Source organism: Variovorax sp. CF313 (assembly GCF_000282635.1).
GTDB lineage: Bacteria > Pseudomonadota > Gammaproteobacteria > Burkholderiales > Burkholderiaceae_C > Variovorax.
The window spans coordinates 71543-90323 of record NZ_AKIW01000027.1; the positions used below are offsets into that span (position 1 = coordinate 71543).

21 protein-coding genes are annotated in these 18781 nt (G+C 66.6%); 6 read left to right on the plus strand and 15 right to left on the minus strand.

Annotation, left to right across the window (positions count from 1 at the left end):
• Nucleotides 1-140 precede the first annotated feature (140 nt).
• A complete protein-coding gene (locus PMI12_RS09015; RefSeq protein ID WP_007831277.1) occupies nt 141-2051 on the minus strand; it encodes a DEAD/DEAH box helicase in 1911 nt (636 codons plus the stop codon).
• 253 nt (nt 2052-2304) lie between these two features.
• Nucleotides 2305-2901, minus strand: a complete 597-nt coding sequence (orn, locus tag PMI12_RS09020) for an oligoribonuclease (RefSeq protein ID WP_042673080.1) — start codon at nt 2899-2901, stop codon at nt 2305-2307.
• Between the two features lie 60 nt (nt 2902-2961).
• Between orn and PMI12_RS09025 the strand changes: the two genes are divergently transcribed.
• From PMI12_RS09025 to rsgA, 3 genes are read left to right on the plus strand one after another with little or no spacing between them, the layout of a single operon-like run.
• Complete coding sequence (locus PMI12_RS09025; RefSeq protein ID WP_007831285.1) at nt 2962-4221, plus strand: M48 family metallopeptidase; 1260 nt, start codon at nt 2962-2964, stop codon at nt 4219-4221.
• A gap of 26 nt (nt 4222-4247) precedes the next feature.
• The gene (locus PMI12_RS09030) at nt 4248-4598 is read left to right on the plus strand and encodes a 4a-hydroxytetrahydrobiopterin dehydratase (RefSeq protein WP_007831287.1); all 351 of its coding nucleotides are present in this window, start codon (nt 4248-4250) and stop codon (nt 4596-4598) included.
• A gap of 12 nt (nt 4599-4610) precedes the next feature.
• Nucleotides 4611-5561, plus strand: a complete 951-nt coding sequence (gene rsgA, locus PMI12_RS09035) for a ribosome small subunit-dependent GTPase A (RefSeq protein WP_007831289.1) — start codon at nt 4611-4613, stop codon at nt 5559-5561.
• Between the two features lie 12 nt (nt 5562-5573).
• On the opposite strand, the gene PMI12_RS09040 is transcribed toward rsgA, so the two are convergent.
• The 8 genes from PMI12_RS09040 to rpsP all read right to left on the minus strand — a co-directional run bounded on the left by PMI12_RS09040 (nt 5574) and on the right by rpsP (nt 11715).
• Nucleotides 5574-6599 carry a hypothetical protein gene (locus tag PMI12_RS09040; protein WP_007831295.1) on the minus strand — a complete coding sequence of 342 codons (1026 nt, stop codon included), beginning with the start codon at nt 6597-6599 and terminating at the stop codon, nt 5574-5576.
• 13 nt (nt 6600-6612) lie between these two features.
• Entirely contained in the window at nt 6613-7704 is a 1092-nt protein-coding gene (hisC, locus tag PMI12_RS09045; RefSeq protein WP_007831296.1) for a histidinol-phosphate transaminase, read from the minus strand.
• 16 nt (nt 7705-7720) lie between these two features.
• On the minus strand, nt 7721-8722 hold the full coding sequence (locus tag PMI12_RS09050; protein ID WP_007831297.1) for a CobD/CbiB family protein: 1002 nt from the start codon (nt 8720-8722) through the stop codon (nt 7721-7723).
• Between the two features lie 41 nt (nt 8723-8763).
• Nucleotides 8764-9504 (minus strand): CoA pyrophosphatase, encoded by a 741-nt coding sequence (locus tag PMI12_RS09055; protein ID WP_007831299.1) that lies wholly within the window; start codon nt 9502-9504, stop codon nt 8764-8766.
• A 124-nt stretch (nt 9505-9628) separates the two neighbouring features.
• Nucleotides 9629-10006, minus strand: a complete 378-nt coding sequence (rplS, locus tag PMI12_RS09060; protein WP_007831302.1) for a 50S ribosomal protein L19 — start codon at nt 10004-10006, stop codon at nt 9629-9631.
• A gap of 110 nt (nt 10007-10116) precedes the next feature.
• Entirely contained in the window at nt 10117-10863 is a 747-nt protein-coding gene (trmD, locus tag PMI12_RS09065) for a tRNA (guanosine(37)-N1)-methyltransferase TrmD (protein ID WP_007831309.1), read from the minus strand.
• A gap of 16 nt (nt 10864-10879) precedes the next feature.
• Nucleotides 10880-11434 carry a ribosome maturation factor RimM gene (gene rimM, locus PMI12_RS09070; protein WP_007831310.1) on the minus strand — a complete coding sequence of 185 codons (555 nt, stop codon included), beginning with the start codon at nt 11432-11434 and terminating at the stop codon, nt 10880-10882.
• Nucleotides 11435-11451: 17 nt separating this feature from the next.
• On the minus strand, nt 11452-11715 hold the full coding sequence (gene rpsP, locus PMI12_RS09075; RefSeq protein ID WP_007831311.1) for a 30S ribosomal protein S16: 264 nt from the start codon (nt 11713-11715) through the stop codon (nt 11452-11454).
• A 180-nt stretch (nt 11716-11895) separates the two neighbouring features.
• On the opposite strand from rpsP, the gene PMI12_RS09080 reads away from it, so the two are divergent.
• On the plus strand, nt 11896-12420 hold the full coding sequence (locus tag PMI12_RS09080) for a GNAT family N-acetyltransferase (protein ID WP_007831312.1): 525 nt from the start codon (nt 11896-11898) through the stop codon (nt 12418-12420).
• Nucleotides 12421-12427: 7 nt separating this feature from the next.
• Nucleotides 12428-12874 carry a TM2 domain-containing protein gene (locus tag PMI12_RS09085; RefSeq protein ID WP_007831313.1) on the plus strand — a complete coding sequence of 149 codons (447 nt, stop codon included), beginning with the start codon at nt 12428-12430 and terminating at the stop codon, nt 12872-12874.
• 3 nt (nt 12875-12877) lie between these two features.
• Here PMI12_RS09085 and PMI12_RS09090 read toward each other — a convergent pair whose 3' ends face one another.
• The 5 genes from PMI12_RS09090 to hda all read right to left on the minus strand — a co-directional run bounded on the left by PMI12_RS09090 (nt 12878) and on the right by hda (nt 17593).
• Nucleotides 12878-13888: an inorganic phosphate transporter gene (locus PMI12_RS09090; RefSeq protein WP_007831314.1), complete on the minus strand. Its 1011-nt coding sequence runs from the start codon at nt 13886-13888 to the stop codon at nt 12878-12880.
• A 14-nt stretch (nt 13889-13902) separates the two neighbouring features.
• Nucleotides 13903-14547 (minus strand): DUF47 domain-containing protein, encoded by a 645-nt coding sequence (locus PMI12_RS09095; RefSeq protein WP_007831315.1) that lies wholly within the window; start codon nt 14545-14547, stop codon nt 13903-13905.
• A gap of 126 nt (nt 14548-14673) precedes the next feature.
• The gene (folK, locus tag PMI12_RS09100) at nt 14674-15285 is read right to left on the minus strand and encodes a 2-amino-4-hydroxy-6-hydroxymethyldihydropteridine diphosphokinase (protein WP_007831320.1); all 612 of its coding nucleotides are present in this window, start codon (nt 15283-15285) and stop codon (nt 14674-14676) included.
• Nucleotides 15282-16880 (minus strand): polynucleotide adenylyltransferase PcnB, encoded by a 1599-nt coding sequence (pcnB, locus tag PMI12_RS09105; RefSeq protein ID WP_007831322.1) that lies wholly within the window; start codon nt 16878-16880, stop codon nt 15282-15284. The genes folK and pcnB overlap by 4 nt, the downstream gene beginning before the upstream one ends.
• Nucleotides 16881-16906: 26 nt before the next feature.
• Entirely contained in the window at nt 16907-17593 is a 687-nt protein-coding gene (hda, locus tag PMI12_RS09110) for a DnaA regulatory inactivator Hda (protein WP_235505650.1), read from the minus strand.
• Nucleotides 17594-17733: 140 nt separating this feature from the next.
• On the opposite strand from hda, the gene purM reads away from it, so the two are divergent.
• Nucleotides 17734-18774 (plus strand): phosphoribosylformylglycinamidine cyclo-ligase, encoded by a 1041-nt coding sequence (purM, locus tag PMI12_RS09115; RefSeq protein WP_007831326.1) that lies wholly within the window; start codon nt 17734-17736, stop codon nt 18772-18774.
• Nucleotides 18775-18781: the final 7 nt, after the last annotated feature.

The following is an 18781-nucleotide window of genomic DNA, read 5'->3' on the forward strand; positions in this document are numbered from 1 at the left end:
CATTACTTTTCATCGATTCAGGTGTCAATCAAAATCAAGCGACACCGCACTGCTCGGAAACCCGAAATGAAAAAGCCCGCGTTCGTGAGAAGCGCGGGCTTTCGAGGGGGCGAGGCGGCTGTCAGGCCGCTCGGCAAGGATCAGCGGCTGGGCTTGAACGAGCGCTTCTGCGCGTCGCGGGGCACGAACACCTTGCCCTGGCCGCCATGGCCTGCGCCATTGCCGCGGGGCGCGAAGCCTTCACGCGGTGCGAAACCTTCGCGGGGAGCGAAATCACGGCCACCGCCATTGCCGCCGCGCGGGGCGCTGTCGCCCCAACCCGGCTTGCGACCATAGCCGCCGCCTTCGTCACGGCCGCCGCCGAAGCCGGCGTTGTGACCGCCGCCATGGCCGTGGCCCTGGCCACCGAAGCCACCGCCGCGCGGTGCCGGGGGACGCGAGCCGCGGTCGTTGAAGCCGCTGGCGCCTGCGTAGTTGCTGTTGCCGCCGCCGAAGCCGCCGCCATTGCCACCGCGATGACCGCCGCCGCCGAACTTGCGGTCACGCGAATGATTGTCGCCGCGGCCGCCGCGGAACTCGCCTTGTGGCGGGCGCGATTGCGGCATGCGCTGTTGCGGTTCCATGCCCGGCACCACTTCGGCCTTGAACTGCTGGCGGCTGTAGTGCTCGATGTCCATGATCTTGCGGCGATCGCGGAACTCGGCGAACGTGACGGCAATGCCGTCGCGGCCTGCACGGCCGGTGCGGCCGATGCGGTGGGTGTAGTCCTCGGCCTTCATCGGCAGGCCGAAGTTGAAGACGTGGGTGATGGTCGGCACGTCGATGCCGCGGGCGGCAACGTCGGTGGCCACCAGGATCTGCACCTGGCCCTGGCGCAGTGCCATCAGGCGGCGGTTGCGCAGGCCCTGGCTCAGGGCGCCGTGCAGCGCCACGGCGCTGAAGCCGTCCTGCTGCAGGTCGTTGGCGAGGCCGTCGCACTCGACCTGCGTGCTCGCGAACACGATGGCCTGGTTGATGGTGGTGTCACGCAGCCAGTGGTCCAGCAGCTTGCGCTTGTGCTGGCTGTTGTCGGCCCAGAACAGTACTTGCTTGATGTTCGCGTGCTTTTCTTGCGGGCTGTCGATGGTCACACGCTGCGGCTCGCGCATCACGCGCTGGGCCAGCTGCTGGATGCGCGGCGCGAAGGTGGCGCTGAACATCATCGTCTGCTGGCGCTCGATGGTGAGCTGGTTGACTTCGGCCAGGTCATCGGCAAAACCGAGGTCGAGCATGCGGTCGGCTTCGTCGACCACCAGGAACTTGACCTGGTCGAGCTTGATTTGCGACGAGCGCTGCAGGTCGAGCAGGCGGCCCGGCGTGGCGACGACGAGGTCGGCGTTCTGCAGGCGGGCGATCTGGAGCTGGTAGGGCATGCCGCCCACCACGTTGGCGATGCGCAGGCCGCGGCAGTGGCGAACCAGTTCGATGGCGTCGTGCGCGACTTGCTGCGCGAGTTCGCGCGTCGGGCACAGGATCAGCGCGCCGGGGGTGGCGGGCTTGAAGTGACGGGCGTTGGTCGGGTCCTTGCGCTTCGGCTTCTTCGGCACGGCTTCGCCGCGGGCAGCGGCTTCGGCGGCGAGGCGCTGGAATTCGGCCTTGGCTTCGGCTTCGGCTTCGGCCTGGCGCTTCAGCAGCGTGTGCAGCACGGGCAGCAGGAAGGCGGCAGTCTTGCCCGAACCGGTCTGGCTCGAAACCATCAGGTCGACGAAACGAGCGGTCTGGGCGGCGCCCTCTTGCTCGCCCATGGCGATCGGGATGACCTTTTCCTGGACGGTCGTGGGCTGGGTGAAGCCCAGGTCGGCCACGGCGGCGATCAGCTCGGGCGCGAGGCCCAGCTTGATGAAGCCGTTGGGCTGGGCGGGCTCTTCGGCCACGGCCACTTCGGGAGCGGCTGCATCCAGCGCTTCGAGGATGGGCGATTCGGACACGGTGTCCGAAACAGCGGTGAATTCGTTATGGGTAGCGGATTGCACAGGCGCGAACTCGCCCTGCGCTTCAAAAGCGTCGGTCATGAATATCAATCTCAAACGCGAGCGCTGCCGTAAGCGGCGCCCCGTTGGTGGTTAAAAACATCAACCATCCAACGACATTCAACTTCGGGCTGGTGCCCAAGGCTGCGGCCCTTTTTGATCAGCGAATGCGATCGGGCGCGGTGTGCAAGATAGGGAGATGCAAGAGACGCTGGCCGGGCTTGAAATACCCGCCCGATCAGCGAAGCCTGCGATTATGGCATGAACTCGGGTTTTTACCTAATTCCCGGGTTTCTCAATCCGTGAGGCGCAGGAAGGTCTCGCGGTAGTGCGCCAGTTCCTCGATGGATTCATGCACGTCCGCCAGCGCGGTATGCGCCTGCTGCTTCTTGAAACTGTTGTAGGCCGTGGGTTTCCAGCGCTTGGCCAGCTCTTTCAGCGTGCTGACGTCGAGGTTGCGGTAGTGGAAATACGCCTCGAGCTTGGGCATGTACTTGACCAGGAAGCGGCGGTCCTGCCCGATGGTGTTGCCGCACATGGGCGAGCCGCTGCGCGGAATGTACTTGGCGATGAATTCCAGCAGTTGCTGCTCCGCGGCGGCTTCGTCGAGGGTCGAGGCCTTCACTTTGTCGATCAGGCCGCTGCGGCCATGGGTGCCCTTGTTCCAGGCATCCATGGCGTCGAGCACGGCGTCACTCTGGTGGATGACAAGAACGGGGCCGTCGATGCGGGGCGTGAGGTCGGGGCCGGTGACGACCACGGCGATTTCGAGCAGGAACTCTTTCTCGGGGTCGAGGCCGCTCATTTCGCAGTCGAGCCAAACCAGGTTCTGGTCGCTCTTCTTCAGGGTGGGCACTGCGGCGGGAGGCGTCGGGTCAAGGAATTCGGGCATCGCAGGATTGTCGTCGAAGGCCCCGCGGCGCCAGATACCGAGGACTAAACTCACTGCTTCATGTCCTATTCGCTCATCTTCACCCTGGCCTTTGCGGCCGCACTGGTTGCAGGCCTGCTCGTGAAGTTCTGGCTCGCCTCGCGGCAGGTGCGCCATGTGGCGCTTCACCGCGGCGCCGTGCCAGCCGCTTTCGCGCAGACCATCACCCTCGCCGCCCACCAGAAGGCAGCCGACTACACCATCGCAAAGGCCCGCTTCGGCCTGATCGAGATGGCCTGGAGCGCGACGCTGCTGCTCGGCTGGACCCTGCTCGGAGGACTCGACGCGCTCAACAGGCTGCTGCTGGCGTGGATCGGCGGCGGCATGGTGCAGCAGCTGGCGCTGTTGGCTGCCTTCGCAATCATCGGCGGACTGCTCGAACTGCCCTTCACTCTCTGGCAGACCTTCAGGCTCGAAGAGCGCTTCGGCTTCAACAAGATGACCTGGAAGCTCTGGCTCGCCGACACGCTCAAGTCGACGCTGCTGGGCGCGGTGATCGGCCTGCCCATCGCGGCGCTGATCCTCTGGCTCATGGGCGCGGCCGGCCAGCTGTGGTGGCTCTGGGCCTGGGGCGCGTGGATGGGCTTCAACCTGCTGCTGATGCTGATCTACCCGACCTTCATCGCACCCCTGTTCAACAAGTTCAAGCCGCTCGACGACCCCACGCTCAAGGAGCGCGTGACGGCTCTCATGAAGCGCTGCGGCTTCGCAGCCAAGGGCCTTTTCGTGATGGACGGCAGCACGCGCAGCGCGCACGCCAATGCCTACTTCACGGGCTTCGGCGCCAGCAAGCGCGTGGTGTTCTACGACACGCTGCTGCGCCAGCTCAACGCGGGCGAGGTGGAAGCCGTGCTCGCGCACGAGTTGGGCCACTTCAAGCATCGCCACATCGTGAAGCGGCTGGTCGCGATGTTCGCCCTGAGCCTGGCCGGCTTCGCGCTGCTGGGCTGGGTGTCGACGCAGGTCTGGTTCTACACGGGCCTGGGCGTGCAGCCCAACATGACGGCGCCCAACAGCGCGCTGGCGCTGCTGCTGTTCATGGCCGCCGTGCCGGTGTTCGGCTTCTTCGTTGCCCCACTGCCCGCACGGCTGTCGCGCAAGCACGAGTTCGAGGCCGATGCCTATGCGGTGGCGCAGACCAGCGGGGCCGACCTGTCGGCCGCACTGCTCAAGCTCTACCAGGACAACGCTTCGACGCTCACGCCCGACCCGGTGTTCGTCAAGTTCTACTATTCGCACCCGCCGGCTTCCGAGCGCCTTGCGCGCATGACGGCGGCCTGACCCATTACCCTTCGACGAAGCCCACCATGAGCAGCATGTTCAAGCCCAAAGACTGGAAGAACCTTCCTCCCCGCAAGTCGCTGAGCGCTACCGAGATCGTTTCGGGCCTCGCAAAGCTCGACGGCTGGAAGCTCACCGGCGACGGCGCCAATGTCGCCATCGAGAAGACCTTCACCTTCGCCAACTACTTCGAGACCATTGCCTTCGTGAACGCGCTGGCCTTCGTGGCGCACACGCAGGACCACCACCCGGACCTGTCGGTGCACTACAACCGCTGCGTGGTGCGCTTCAACACGCACGACGTGGGCGGCCTGTCGGTCACCGACTTCGACTGCGCTCGCCAGGCCGACGCGCTGGTCGCCAGCCCCGCCGCATGACGGACCACGCCCTTGGCTAAGCCCGGCCGCGCCGCGCCCACGGCAACCGCTGCGAAGGCACTCCACGAGGGCCTTGTCGTTGCCAGCCATGGACGCCACTGCCTGGTCGAAACACCCACGGGCGAACGGCTGATCTGCCATCCGCGCGGCAAGAAGAGCCAAGCCGTGGTCGGCGACCGTGTGCATTGGCAGGCCAGCGAGGACGAAGGCACCATCGAGCAGGTGCTGCCGCGGCGCAACCTGTTCTACCGGCAGGACGAGATCCGCACCAAGTCGTTCGCGGCCAACCTCGACCACGTGCTGATCCTGATCGCGGCCGAGCCGGAATTCTCCGAACATCAATTGGCGCGCGCGCTGATCGCGGCGCAGGCCGAGCGCATCGCACCGATCATCGCGCTCAACAAGAGCGACCTGGTCGAGCCCTTCGAGCGCGCGTGGAACAAGCTGGCGCCCTACCGCCGCATGCACCACGGCGTGCTGCCGCTGTCGCTCAAGGCATCGGGAGAGGCGGACTACGCGTCGCTGATGAAACTCCTGGCCGGCAAATCCACCCTCGTGCTCGGTCCGTCCGGATCGGGCAAAAGCACCTTGACCAACTTGCTGGTGCCGGGCGCTACGGTGTTGACGCAGGAGATTTCGCAGGCGCTGAACTCGGGCAAGCACACGACCACGAGCACCACCTGGTACTGGATCGACGAGGCCCGCACCACCGGTCTGATCGACTCGCCGGGCTTCCAGGAATTCGGCCTGAACCACATCGCGCCGATGCAGCTCGCGGGGCTCATGCCCGACATCGCCGAGCATGCGAGCGACTGCAAGTTCTACAACTGCACGCACCTGCACGAACCGGGCTGCGGCGTGATCGCGAACGTGGAGACGGCGAACGGGCCGGGCGCCATCAGCGCGAGCCGCTACAGGATCTACGGCGAGCTGTTCGCCGAGCTGAGCCAGAAGCGGTACTGACCAACGGCTGCCTCAGCCGACCCAGATCCGGTATGACTTCCAGGTCGGATCGAAGGCAAGGTCCAGCGTCGCCGGCAGGTCCATGTCATCCTGCAACGATTGCGCATGCGAGATCGCCGTCTCGGGATCGGCCACCTGGAAGTGCACGGTGCGAACGCCCTCCTCCAGCACGACGTGCGTGCAGCAGCCCGCTTCGTGCGTCTGCAGCCGCGCCGTCAGCCGGTCTTCATAGGTGCGCGCTTCTTCCAGCTCCTCGCCCGATTCGATCGGCGTGGCGACCGACAGGCGGTGGCACAGGTCGGCGCGCCCCAGCAGTGCGGTGGCCGCGTCGTTGCGCATGACGATCACCTCGACCTCGCGGCCGTCTTCGGCCTCGCGCGTCGCGCTCACGCCCGACCACGCGTGCTCGCCCGGAGGAAACACACCGGTGTGGCCGAGTTCGTCGCGCCAGCAGGCGTCGAACAGCGGCACGAAATCGTCGAGCGGCACGCCATCGAAATCCGCCTGCGCATCGACCTCGACGTGGTCGACCGCCCCGACCTTCACCGCAAAGTCGTACTCGCCCAGGATGTGGTCGAGCATGATGAGGCTCATGTGGCGCGCGTGGTCCTGCATGTCCATCGGAATGGGCTTGGCGAAGCCGATCTCCAGCGCCACCCGGCCCCGATAGGGTTCATGCTTCACGAGGACTTCGGAGCTCGCCAGTTCGAAGTCGTTCATGCGCATGCCGAAACCGTCGCTCGAACGCTGGCGGAAAGCTTCCACCTCCACCTGCGGCAGCCTGGGGCTGCTTTGCACCAGCGCCATCAGGTCCTCGAAGTCGTCCACCGAACCGTGCGCCGTCAGCACGAGCTTGAACGCGGGCGGTTCGCCCGCCACCTCGGCCGACAGCCGAGGAAAGAAAGGCTCCAGCAGTTCGTTGAGCCCCTCCATCAGTTCGCGGGCAGGCAGGGCGCGAAGGCTCTCGAGTTGATCGCTCACTGCCTGCCAGAAGCCTGCGCAGGCCGCCGCGCGCGGGTCGGTGTCGTGGGTCGGCATCGCCAGGGTTCCTTCAGGGAGTCAGGTCAAGAATGTCCTGCAGGCGCTGCACAAGCAGGCTGCATTGCTCGCGTGTGCCGATGCTGATGCGCAGGTACTGTGTGATGCGCGGCAGCCTGAAATGCCGCACCAGCACCGCACGCTCGCGCAGCAGCGCCGCCAGCTCGGCCGCATCGCGCTGCGGATGGCGTACGAAGATGAAATTGGCCTGCGACGGCAGCACCTCGAAGCCCAGGTCTTCGAGCTGGAGGGCGAGGCCCTCGCGGGTGTCAACGACCTTGTCGCGGCTGCTGCGAAACCAGTCTTCGTCTTCCAGCGCGGCCACGGCACCGGCCGAGGCCAGGCGGTCGAGCGGGTACGAGTTGAAGCTGTCCTTCACGCGCACCAGCGCGTCGATCAGGTGCGCCTGGCCGCAGGCGAAGCCGACCCGCAGGCCGGCCAGCGAGCGGGACTTGGAAAGGGTCTGCACCACCAGCAGGTTCGGGTACTTGCCAATCAGCGGCAGCGCACTCTCGCCGCCGAAATCGACATACGCCTCATCGACCAGCACCACGCGATCGGTGCAGGCTTCGAGCAGTTGCTCGATGCGCGCGAGCGGCAGGCCGATGCCGCTCGGCGCATTCGGGTTCGCGATCACGACGCCCGCACAACCCTTGCGGGCGCGCGCCACGAGGGCGTCGACGTCGATGCGCAGGCCATCGTCGACCGGCTGCAGCTCGCACGCGATGCCATAGAGCTGCGCATAGACCTTGTAGAAGCTGTAGCTCACATCGGGCATCAACAGCGGTTCGGCCTGCTGGAAGAATGCGAAGAAGGCATGCGCGAGCACCTCGTCCGAGCCATTGCCCGCGAACACCTGATCGGCTTGCAGGCCGTGCCGCCGCGCCACTGCTTCGCGCAGCGCGAGCGAGGTGGGATCGGGATACAGCTCCAGGCCGTTCTCGGCCGCACGCCGAACGGCCTCGATGGCAAGCGGCGACGGCGGGTACGGGTTCTCGTTGGTGTTGAGCTTGACGAGATTCGCGATGCGCGGCTGCTCGCCGGGCACATAGGGTTCGAGCGCGCCGATGCGCGGGCTCCAGAAAGCCGGGACGGGTTTTGCCATTGGGGTTCTTTTTTGCTCAGCCCAGCAGGCGAGCCAATGTGAGCAAGGCCAGCAGCACCATCCACATCACGACCGAGCGCCAGACCAGGCCCACCACGCTGCGCAGATGGCCGGGCTCGGGCTCGCGCCCCGGCGTGCTGCCGCTGTCGATGCGGCGGCCATCGGCCAGCGATTCACCGGCCTGTGCGCGGGGCAGCGGATCGGCAACCGGGATCGGGCTCAGCGAGCCGCCGCCCAGGCGAACGTTGACCGCACCCGATGTGGCCGCAAGGATCACGCCGTCGTTCTCGTTGGGAAAGCGCTGCGCGTCATTGCGCCAGCAATCGATCGCTTCCTCGAAGCTGCCGACCACCGCGAAGCCCAGCGCCGTGATGCGGGCGGGCAGCCAGTCGATCGCATGCCAGGCGCGATCCGCGGCCTCCTGCACCGAGACGCTCGACGGCTGCACCGCGGCGCCGTTCTTGTGCGCCCAGTAGCGCGAGACGAACTCGCTCATGCGATAGAACACCGCGCCCGCCGGTCCGAGGCCGATGGCCGCGACAATCGAGAACCACGCGAGCACGCCGAACACATGGCGATGCGCGGCGATCACCGAATGCTCGATGACGTGGCGCACGATCTCGCTGCGCGGCAGGTCGGCCGCGTCGACGCCCTGCCAGTGCGCGAGCAGCGAGCGCGCGAGCGGCTCGTCGCCTTCGTCGAGCGCATCGCGGATGTCGGTGAAATGGTGGCTGAACTGCCGGAAACCCAGCGTGACGTAGAGCACCGCGATACTCCAGAGCACCGCGAAAGGCAACCCCAGCGTGAGCACGAGCAGCCAGTGCACGCCCAGCGCGCCCAGCGTGGGCACGAACACCGCGAGCCCCCAGGCGATCCATCCGTGATGCGGCTTGCCCGCGTCGAAGTTGCGGCTGGTCCAGCGTGTCCACGCCAGCACCGCGCCATACACGGGGTTGTGCGGGCCCAGAGGCCGCACCTGCTCGATCAGCAGCGCGCACAGGATGGCAAAAAAGCTCATCCTTCGATGATAGCGAGGGCGCCTGGAGATTCAGGCGGGATTCAGGCGCTCAGGAAACGGTAAAGATTGCGCAGCATGCCGGCGGTCGCACCCCAGACGAAGCGCTCGTCGGCGCCGTCCTGGTAGGGCATCGAATACCACTGGCGCCGGGTGCCATCGGGCGCGGGCACGGTGTGGTGGCGGTGGTTGGCGGGGTCCATCAGCCACGCGAGCGGCACCTCGAAAGCCTCTGCCACTTCGTAGGGATTGATGGTGAGCTCGAAGTCGGGTTGCACCAGCGCGACCACGGGCGTCACGATGAACGAGGTCACCGTCGTGTAGGTCGGCAGGTTGCCGAGCACTTCGATGTATTGCGCAGAAAGGCCAACCTCTTCCCAGGCCTCGCGCAACGCGGCGGCCGCGATGTTGGCGTCCTCCGGATCGACACGGCCACCGGGAAACGCAACCTGCCCCGAGTGGGTCGACAGGTTCGAGGTGCGCTCTGTCAGCAGCACGGCCGCGCCCTGCGGTCGCTGCACGATCGGCACCAGCACCGCGGCCTGCGCGGGAATGCGATCTGTCATTCGCGGTTCGTGGCGCAGTTCGGGTGTCCAGGCGGGCGGCGTGGCGAAACGCGTCCGCAGTGCCTGCGCAGTCAGTTGCGCAGGCGGCACTGCCGGCAATCCCTCGGGTCCGGCCACGAAAGGCACCTGGCGCGGGTCGAACTGCAGCAGTGCGGGCGGCACCACGGCATTGACGGGTTCGACGGAGGTGGCCTGCAGGGGGGCGGATGAGTTGGTCAAGAGATGAAAGGTACCGGAGCCGGATGGAAGAAGTAGAGCGGAAAAATGGAAAGTTGTCTTTGAGCGGGAGCAACAATGCAAAAAGCCGCCAGAGCGGCGGCTTTCTTGCACGAAGGCGAACTGCTTACTTGGCAGCAGCCGTCGACTTGCTCGGCAGCTTTTCCTTGATACGTGCCGAACGGCCGCTGCGGTCGCGCAGGTAGTACAGCTTGGCGCGGCGCACATCGCCGCGGCGCTTGACTTCGATGCCGGCGATCAGCGGGCTGTAGGTCTGGAACGTACGCTCCACGCCTTCGCCGCTGGAGATCTTGCGCACGGTGAAGCCGCTGTTGAGGCCACGGTTGCGCTTGGCGATCACGACGCCTTCGTAGGCCTGCACACGCTTGCGGGTGCCTTCGACGACGTTCACGCTGACGATGACCGTGTCGCCGGGCATGAAGTCGGGGATGGTCTTGCCGAGACGGGCGATTTCTTCCTGCTCGAGGGTCTGGATGAGGTTCATGATTTCCTGATGTTCGATCGTGCCGGGCTACACAAAAGGCGCCTTGGACTTTCGCGGGACAACCGCAAGAAGACCGGGCGCGGCCGGGCAGAGGATCGGGGAGCCGGGGATTATAGCTTTTTTTTCAGCGCGGCCTCATCGGCCTTGCCAAGACGCCCCGCCGCCCGGGCCGCATCGATCAGTTCGGGGCGCCGCGCAGCCGTGATGGCCAGTCGCTGGTCGCGCCGCCAGCGCTCGATCTGGGCATGATGGCCCGAGAGCAGCGGCGCCGGCACGCCCTGCCCGTTCCACTGCTCGGGCCGCGTGTAGTGCGGGCAGTCGAGCAGGCCGTCGAGCGCCGGGTTGAAGCTGTCCTGCACGTGGCTGGCCTCGTCGCCGAGCACCCCGGGCTGCAACCGCGCGACGGCATCCAGCAGCGCCATGGCGGCGATCTCGCCGCCCGAAAGCACGAAGTCGCCAAGGCTGACCTGATGGGTGACGCGTGCGTCGATGAAGCGCTGGTCGATGCCTTCGTAGCGCCCGCAGATCAGTACCGCACCCTCACTTGCCGACCAGCGCTCGACCGATTCATGGCGCAATGCCTCGCCGATGGGCGAGAACAACACCACGGGAGCTTCTGCGCCGCGCGCCGCCAGCGCCGCATCGAGGCAGGCTGCAAGCGGCTCGGCCATCATCACCATGCCGGGGCCGCCGCCGAAGGGGCGATCGTCCACGCGCTTGTAGTTGCCCTGCGCGAAGTCGCGCGGATTCCACAGAATGACTTCGACCTGCTTCGACTCGTAGGCACGGCGCGTCACGCCGCTGGCCATGAAAGGAGCGAACAGTTCGGGGAAGAGCGTGAGGACGTCGAAGCGCATGCGCGCAAGCCTCGAATCAGAAATCGGGTTGCCAGTCGACGGTGATGAGCCGGCCGGCCAGGTCGACCTTGTCGACGAAGACCGAGACGAAAGGCACCATCCGTTCGATGGCCTTGCCGTCTTCTTCGGCGGCCAGCACCAGCGTGGTCTGCGGACCAGTGGCGAGCAGTTCGCGCACCGCGCCAAGCACGACGCCTTCGCGATTGACCACCGACAGGCCGATCAGGTCGACCCAGTAGTACTCGTCGTCGCCCGCCGTTGGAAAGCTCGAACGCGGCACGAACACGCGCGCACCGCGCAGCGCCTCGGCTGCGTTGCGGTCTGGCACATCGTCGGACGTGGCGACGATGCAGTCGGAATGTTCTTTGGCTTCGCGGATCGCGAGCCGGAAAGCGGCGTTCGCAACAGCTCCGGGAGCTTGCAGGAACCAGCGCTTGGAAGAAAAAAGCGCCTCGGGCTGGGCGCTGTGGGGCAGGACCTTGAACCAGCCCTTGATGCCCCATGCATCGGCGATGCGCCCTACTTCAATCGCATCCGCCGGCAATTCGGCGGTTTCGAGTGCGGGCAGCATCGCCGTGCGGGGACGGCTTAGGCCGCCGCCTTGGGAGCCGCGGCAGCGGCTTGCTTGATCAGGCGCAGAACGGTGGGCGAAGCTTGTGCGCCGACGCTCTTCCAGTACGCCAGGCGGTCCTGGGCGATACGGATGCTTTCTTCGTTTTCCTTGGCGGTCGGGTTGTAGAAACCCAGGCGCTCGATGAAACGGCCATCGCGGCGAACGCGCTTGTCCGACACGACGATGTTGAAGAACGGACGGCCTTTGGAGCCGCCGCGGGAGAGTCGAATGACGACCATGATTTATCCTTGGGTGGTCAGCAGGCCTTGTGGATGAAGAAAAGGCCCGCTCACAATGTTCTTCCAGCGTCGAGACACGCGACATGGCCACCCGGCCAGCGACACGCTGAAAAGCCTGCGATTATAGCCCGTCCCGCGTTTTCTTCGAATTCCGGCCTTGCGCCACCCGCTTCCACACGCATGCCCCTCACCATCCGCCCCAGCCGCGAAGAAGACATCGCAGCCATCACTTCCATCTACGCCCATCACGTGCTGCACGGCACCGGCACCTTCGAAACGGAGCCGCCCTCCCCTGCCGACATGAGCGCCCGCCGTGCCGACGTGCTGGGCAAGAACCTGCCCTACCTCGTGGCTGAAGAAAATGGCGAAGTGTTGGGTTTTGCCTACTGCAACTGGTTCAAGCCGCGCCCGGCCTACCGTTTTTCGGCCGAAGACTCGATCTACATGTCGGAGTCAGCACGCGGCAAGGGTCTGGGCGCCAAGCTGCTCGCAGCGCTGTCGCAGGCCGCCGAAGCGGCCGGCGTGCGCAAGCTGATCGCGGTGATCGGCGACTCGGCCAACGCGGGCTCGGTCGGCGTGCACCGCAGCCAGGGTTTCACGCACGTGGGCGTGCTGAAAGACTGCGGCTGGAAGTTCGGCGAATGGCGCGACGTCGTATTGATGGAGAAAGTGCTTGGCGAGGGCAGCACAACCCGCCCCGAGTGACACCCGAATGAAAAACAAGACCACCGCCGCCTGGCTCTCTTTCCTCGGCGGCCCGCTGGGTCTGCACCGCTTCTACCTGCGCGGCATGGGCGACTGGCTCGGCTGGCTGCTGCCCATTCCCACGGCACTGGGCATCTACGGCATAGAGCGCGTGCGCATGTACGGCGTGGACGACGGGCTGAGCTGGGCGCTGATCCCGCTGCTGGGTTTCACCATCGCGGGCTGCGCGCTGACGGCCATCGTCTATGGCCTGATGACGCCCGAGAAATGGAACACCCGCTACAACGCCGGCGCCTCTGCCGACGCCGAACCTGGCCGCACGAACTGGTTCACCATCGGTGCAGTGGTGCTGGCCCTTTTCTTCGGCAGCACGATCCTGATGGCCAGCATCGTGTTCAGCTTCCAACGCTACTTCGAACACCAGATCGAAGAGGGCCGGAAAATCTCCCAGTAGCCGTCAGAACACCTGCAGGCTGATCCAGTAGGCGATTGCGGCGACGAACGCCGAAGCGGGGATCGTGAAGATCCACGCCCACACGATGTTGCCCGCCACGCCCCAGCGCACCGCGCTCGCGCGCTGCGCGGAACCCACGCCGACGATGGCGCCGGTGATGGTGTGCGTGGTCGACACCGGAATGCCCAGCGCCGTCGCCAGGAACAGCGTCAGCGCCCCGCCCGTCTCGGCGCAGAAGCCGCCGACCGGCTTGAGCTTGGTGATCTTCTGGCCCATCGTCTTCACGATGCGCCAGCCGCCGAACATGGTGCCCAGCGCGATCGCGGTATAGCAGCTCACGATGGTCCAGGTCGGCGGGTTCGCGTCCCCGGCGTTGGCATAGCCGGTAGCGATCAGCAGCATCCAGATGATGCCGATGGTCTTCTGCGCATCGTTGCCGCCGTGGCCCAGGCTGTAGGCGCCGGCCGAAACCAGCTGCAGCCGCCGGAACCAGCGGTCCACCCGCGAAGGCGTGGCACGCCGGAAGCCCCAGGCGACCAGCACCATCATCATCGAGCCCAGCACGAAGCCGAGCAGCGGCGAAACGAAGATGAAAGCGACTGTCTTCCAGATGCCCGCGGCGACCAGCCCGCTGGTGCCGGTCTTGGAGATCACCGCGCCCACGATGCCGCCGATCAGTGCGTGCGACGAGCTGCTCGGGATGCCGTAGTACCAGGTCACGAGGTTCCAGCTGATGGCGCCGACGAGCGCGCCGAACACCACGTGCACGTCGACCACTCCCGGCTGGGCAATGCCCTTGCCCACGGTGGCCGCCACGCTCAGGTGGAAGATGAAGATCGCGATCAGGTTGAAGAAGGCCGCGAACACCACGGCCTGCCCCGGCTTGAGCACCCCGGTGGACACCACCGTCGCGATCGAATTGGCGGCATCGTGGAACCCGTTCATGAAGTCGAACAGGATCGCGAGCACGACCAGCACTATCACCACCCAGAGGGCGACCTGAACCGTTGCCATCGGTCGCTACCCGCTCAGGAATTCTCGAGGACGATGCCCTCGATCACGTTGGCCACGTCCTCGCACTTGTCGGTGATCGTTTCCAGCAGCTCGTAGATCGCCTTGAGCTTGATCACTTCGCGCACGTCGGGCTCCTCGCGGAACAACTTGCTCATGGCGCTGCGCATCACACGGTCGGCGTCCGACTCGAGGCGGTCGATTTCCTCGCAGGTCTTCAGCGTGGCCTCGGCCACGGCCGGGTCGGCGATCTTGCCGAGGAACTTGACGGCGTCCTTCAGGCGGTCGCAGCACTTCACGCTCAGGGCCGTGAGGCGCACGATCTCTTCGGTCATGTGGCGCACGTCGTACAGCGCCATGGTCTCGGCGGAGTCCTGGATCAGGTCGGCCACGTCGTCCATCGTGTTGATGAGCTTGTGGATCTGCTCGCGGTCGATGGGTGTGATGAAGGTCTTGTGGATCAGCCGGTTGACGTCGTGCGTCACGCGGTCGGCGGCTCGCTCGGCGTTGTCGACGTCGCGGTTGTACTGCTCGCGCAGGTGCACGTCGTTGTAGTTGGCGACCAGTTGCTCGAACGCGCGCGCTGCCTCGACGATGCGCTCGGCGTGCTGGTTGAACATCTCAAAAAAATTCCCCTCGCGGGGCAGCAGCTTGCCGAACATGGCGCTCTCCTGGGATCTCGGGTCTCGCCCAGCCACAAACGTGTGACGGAGTCGTGAAAAACCGCGCAAGTGTAATGGGAGCCCGGAACCGGACCGCTGCGCCGGGGTTCCAGGCCCGTTGCCCGGTCAGTTCCGGATGCGTTCGATCACCTGGCCCGACACACGGGCCAGCGCAGCGCGCGGCACCTTGTCGGGCGCGATCTCGGCCAGCGGCTTCAGCACGAAGGCGCGGTCACGCATGCGGGGGTGCGGCAGGGTCAGCTCGGGCGTATCCATCACCGAATTGCCGTGCATCAGCAGGTCGAGATCGAGCGTGCGCGGCGCGTTGGGAAAAGCCCGCTCGCGCCCGGCCTGCGTCTCGAGACGCTGCAGGGCGACGAGCAGCTGCTCGGCGTCGAGCCCGGTGCGCAAGGCCACCACGGCGTTGATGAAATCGGGGCCCGTGGCATCGACCGGCGCGCTGCGATAGAGCGACGAGCGGGCCGTCACCTGGGTTCGCTGCAATGCGCCCAGAGCATCCATGGCCGCCTTGACGGCCGCCTGGGCATCGCCGAGGTTGGCGCCGATGGCGACGAAAGCCTGCACGGTCGGATAGTCCTCCCGCACGCGGCCCGGAGACCGCGTGGGCGCTCGCCGAGCCGCGGGCGCGCCCTTGGCACCCGCGGGCCTGGCCCCTGCCGGCTTGCCCGTGGGGGCGCCGCTTTTCTTGCCGTCCTTCGGCTTGCCGGACGCGCTCATGCGCCTGCGGCGCTCTCGCCGCCTCCACCCGCGGAACGCGGCTTGCGGCGACGCCGGCGTTTGCGCGGCACGGCCTCGCCATCGGGCGGCACGGCGCCGGCTTCGACTTCGACCTCGTCCTCGGCGTCCGAATCGGCGTCCTGGCGCGCCACCGGCACGCTGCGCGGCTTCGGCGGCGGGGTTTCGCGCACCCGCACGCGCTGGCGCACCTTCTGCTCTTCGCGCACCTGCTCCAGCAGGTCCTGCCGGCGCACGTCGTCGGCGATGCTGAACTCCTGCCACCACTCGGCAATCGCCTCGCCGACTTCACCCACGTCGGCGCGCAGGCGCATGAAGTCGAAGGCGGCGCGGAAGCGCGCCTGCTCGACCAGGCTGTAGGGCGTGGAGCCGGTGCGCTTGTCGAAACGCGGCTGCATCATCCAGATCTCGCGCATGTCGGCGGCCAGCTTGCCGCGGCCCGAGACATCGCCGATACGGGCGTTGAACACGTCGTCGATGGCGTCCTGCAACGCCGGGAACGGCGGTTGCGCGCGCTGGCCGTGCCGGCCCTCCTGGCGCTGGGCCCAGCCGTCGCGCACGTCGGCCCACAGCACGCAGGCCAGCAGGAAGCTGGGCGCCACGGGCTTGCCTTCGCCGACGCGGCGGTCGGTGTCCTGCAGGGCTGCCTTCACGAAGGGCTGGTCGGCGCGCTCGACCACCACGTCGAGCAGCGGGTAGATGCCACGGGCCAGGCCGAGCTTGTTCAGTTGCTCGACCGTCGCGATGGCGTGGCCGGTCTGCAGCAGCTTGAGCATCTCGTCGAACAGGCGGCTCTGCGGCACGTCGGCCAGCAGCTTGCTCGATTCGACCAGTGGAGCCGCCGTCTTGGCTTCCATCTTGAAGCCCAGCGCGGCGAGCTTGGCCGAGAAGCGGATGGCACGAATGATGCGCACCGGGTCTTCGCGGTAGCGCGTGGCCGGGTCGCCGATCATGCGCAGCGTGAGCTTCTGGGCGTCCTTGATGCCGTTGTGATAGTCGACCACGACCTGGTTGGCCGGGTCGTAGTACATCGCGTTGACGGTGAAGTCGCGGCGCGCCGCGTCTTCTTCCTGCGGACCCCAGACGTTGTCGCGCAGCACCCGGCCGCTGGCGTCCACGGCGTGTTTCATGCTCGCGAGCTCGCCCTTGCTGGTGCGCTCGTTGCCTGCAACCTGCTCGGCGGCGGCGTTGTCCATGTAGGCGCGGAAAGTCGAAACCTCGATCACCTCGTGCTCGCGCCCACGGCCGTACACCACGTGCACGATGCGAAAGCGCCGCCCGATGATGAAGGCGCGACGAAACAGCGACTTGACCTGCTCGGGCGTGGCGTTGGTTGCCACGTCGAAGTCTTTCGGTCGCAGCCCCAGCAGCAGGTCGCGCACCGCGCCGCCCACCACGTAGGCCTCGTAGCCGGCCTGCTGCAGTGTGGTGACCACGTTCTTCGCGCGTTCGTCGACCAGGGCCGGATCGATCTTGTGAACCTCTGCCGGCACCTCCTGGCGCTTGCCGAAGCGGCTCTTGCCCTGTGCGCCGCCGGCGTTCTTGCCGAGCAGCTTGTCGATGAATTTCTTGATCATTGTTGGTTGGAAGCCTTGTTCGCTCTTTATTCGTTCTCGAGCATGGAGCGGATCAGCGGAATGGTGATCGCGCGTTGCGTCTGCAGGGCATAGCCGTCGAGCTGCGTGAGCAGCTCCATCAGGCTGCCGAGGTCGCGGCTGAAGCGGTGCAGCATGTAGTCGAGCACTTCGTCGGACAGCATCACGCCGCGTGCATCGGCGGCTTGGCGCAGCACCGCGCGGCGTTCGCTTTCGCTCAGCACCTGCAAGTGGAACACGTGGCCCCAGCCGAGGCGGGTGCGCAGGTCTTCGCGCAGCGGCAGGTCGGCCGGCGGCAGGGCGCCGGCGGCGACCACGCCGCGCTGCAGGGTCTGGGCGTTGACGAACCAGTTGAAGGCCGCGTGCTGCTGCACGGCGGTATAGAGGTGGACGTCGTCGAGCAGCACGGCGCCCCAGCGCTCGTCGAACTCGGGCGGCTCCAGCAGGCCGGCGTGCAGCCAGCCCACGCTGGCGCCCTGCTCGCGCAGTGCGACACGCACCGATTCGAGCAGATGGGTCTTGCCGCTGCCGCCTTCGCCCCACAGGTAGGTGGGCACCGGCGAGTGCAGCGCAGGGCTGCCGGCGCCGCCCACCCACACTTGCAGGTGCCGCAGCGCCGCCTCGTTGGGGCCGGCAAAAAAGGCGTCGAAGCTGGGGCCCGTCGCAATGCCGATATCGAGCGCGAGCTGTTTCATCCCGGGAAGGTTCATGGAGGGGGCCGCGAGGGCCCTTAAAATCGTGAGGAATTCTATCGGCCCGGCCAACATGGTTACCGGAGCCGCCTTCCGCTCCTACTCTCCGCATCCTTTCGCGTCCCTCCCGACCTCGACCACCCATGACCTCCTCCACGCCCACCCCGCTCAGCTACAAGGACGCCGGTGTCGACATCGATGCCGGCGATGCGCTGGTCGACCGCATCAAGCCGCTGGCCAAGAAAACCCTGCGCGAGGGCGTGCTGGCCGGCATCGGCGGCTTCGGCGCCCTGTTCGAAGTGCCCAAGCGCTACAAGGAGCCGGTGCTGGTGAGCGGCACCGACGGCGTGGGCACCAAGCTCAAGCTGGCTTTCGAATGGAACATGCACGACACGGTCGGCATCGACCTCGTGGCCATGAGCGTCAACGACGTGCTGGTGCAGGGCGCCGAGCCCCTGTTCTTTCTCGACTACTTCGCCTGCGGCAAGCTCGAAGTCGACACGGCCGCGGCCGTCATCGGCGGCATCGCGCGCGGCTGCGAGCTGTCGGGCTGCGCCCTCATCGGCGGCGAAACCGCTGAAATGCCCGGCATGTACCCGGCCGGCGAATACGACCTCGCGGGCTTCGCGGTCGGCGCGGTCGAGAAGTCGAAGATCCTCACGGGCCAGAACGTCAAGCCCGGCGACGTGGTGCTGGGCCTGGCCTCGGCCGGCGTGCATTCCAATGGTTTCAGCCTCGTGCGCAAGGTGATCGAGCGTGCCGGCGCCGATTTGCCCGCCACGCTCGACGGCAAGCCCTTCCGCCAAGCCGTGATGGAACCCACCCACCTCTACGTGAAGCCGGTGCTCGAGGCGCTGGCCAAGCATCCAATCAAGGCGCTGGCCCACATCACCGGCGGCGGCCTGCTCGAGAACATCCCGCGCGTGCTGCCCGAAGGTACAGCCGCCCACCTCAAGAAGGGCAGCTGGCCGCAGACGGAGCTGTTCGCCTGGCTGCAGAAGGTGGCCGGCATCGACGACATCGAGATGAACCGCACCTTCAATAACGGCATCGGCATGGTCGTGGTGATCGATGCGGCAGAAGCCGCCGCCTGCGCGGCCACGCTGCGCGCCGCTGGCGAATCGGTGCATGAAATCGGCGTGATCGCCGCGCGCGGCGAAGGCGCCGCGGTGGTCGTCGGCTGAGCGGCGG

Excerpts from the sequence above, each read along its gene's own strand:
- PMI12_RS09015 (WP_007831277.1), bottom strand. The coding sequence starts at position 2,051 with ATGACCGACGCTTTTGAAGCGCAGGGCGAGTTCGCGCCTGTGCAATCC.
- orn (WP_042673080.1), bottom strand. The coding sequence starts at position 2,901 with ATGCCCGAATTCCTTGACCCGACGCCTCCCGCCGCAGTGCCCACCCTG.
- PMI12_RS09025 (WP_007831285.1), top strand. The coding sequence starts at position 2,962 with ATGTCCTATTCGCTCATCTTCACCCTGGCCTTTGCGGCCGCACTGGTT.
- PMI12_RS09030 (WP_007831287.1), top strand. The coding sequence starts at position 4,248 with ATGAGCAGCATGTTCAAGCCCAAAGACTGGAAGAACCTTCCTCCCCGC.
- PMI12_RS09040 (WP_007831295.1), bottom strand. The coding sequence starts at position 6,599 with ATGCCGACCCACGACACCGACCCGCGCGCGGCGGCCTGCGCAGGCTTC.
- hisC (WP_007831296.1), bottom strand. The coding sequence starts at position 7,704 with ATGGCAAAACCCGTCCCGGCTTTCTGGAGCCCGCGCATCGGCGCGCTC.
- PMI12_RS09050 (WP_007831297.1), bottom strand. The coding sequence starts at position 8,722 with ATGAGCTTTTTTGCCATCCTGTGCGCGCTGCTGATCGAGCAGGTGCGG.
- rplS (WP_007831302.1), bottom strand. The coding sequence starts at position 10,006 with ATGAACCTCATCCAGACCCTCGAGCAGGAAGAAATCGCCCGTCTCGGC.
- trmD (WP_007831309.1), bottom strand. The coding sequence starts at position 10,863 with ATGCGCTTCGACGTCCTCACGCTCTTCCCCGAACTGTTCGCTCCTTTC.
- rimM (WP_007831310.1), bottom strand. The coding sequence starts at position 11,434 with ATGCTGCCCGCACTCGAAACCGCCGAATTGCCGGCGGATGCGATTGAA.
- rpsP (WP_007831311.1), bottom strand. The coding sequence starts at position 11,715 with ATGGTCGTCATTCGACTCTCCCGCGGCGGCTCCAAAGGCCGTCCGTTC.
- PMI12_RS09080 (WP_007831312.1), top strand. The coding sequence starts at position 11,896 with ATGCCCCTCACCATCCGCCCCAGCCGCGAAGAAGACATCGCAGCCATC.
- PMI12_RS09085 (WP_007831313.1), top strand. The coding sequence starts at position 12,428 with ATGAAAAACAAGACCACCGCCGCCTGGCTCTCTTTCCTCGGCGGCCCG.
- PMI12_RS09090 (WP_007831314.1), bottom strand. The coding sequence starts at position 13,888 with ATGGCAACGGTTCAGGTCGCCCTCTGGGTGGTGATAGTGCTGGTCGTG.
- PMI12_RS09095 (WP_007831315.1), bottom strand. The coding sequence starts at position 14,547 with ATGTTCGGCAAGCTGCTGCCCCGCGAGGGGAATTTTTTTGAGATGTTC.
- folK (WP_007831320.1), bottom strand. The coding sequence starts at position 15,285 with ATGAGCGCGTCCGGCAAGCCGAAGGACGGCAAGAAAAGCGGCGCCCCC.
- pcnB (WP_007831322.1), bottom strand. The coding sequence starts at position 16,880 with ATGATCAAGAAATTCATCGACAAGCTGCTCGGCAAGAACGCCGGCGGC.
- hda (WP_235505650.1), bottom strand. The coding sequence starts at position 17,593 with ATGAAACAGCTCGCGCTCGATATCGGCATTGCGACGGGCCCCAGCTTC.
- purM (WP_007831326.1), top strand. The coding sequence starts at position 17,734 with ATGACCTCCTCCACGCCCACCCCGCTCAGCTACAAGGACGCCGGTGTC.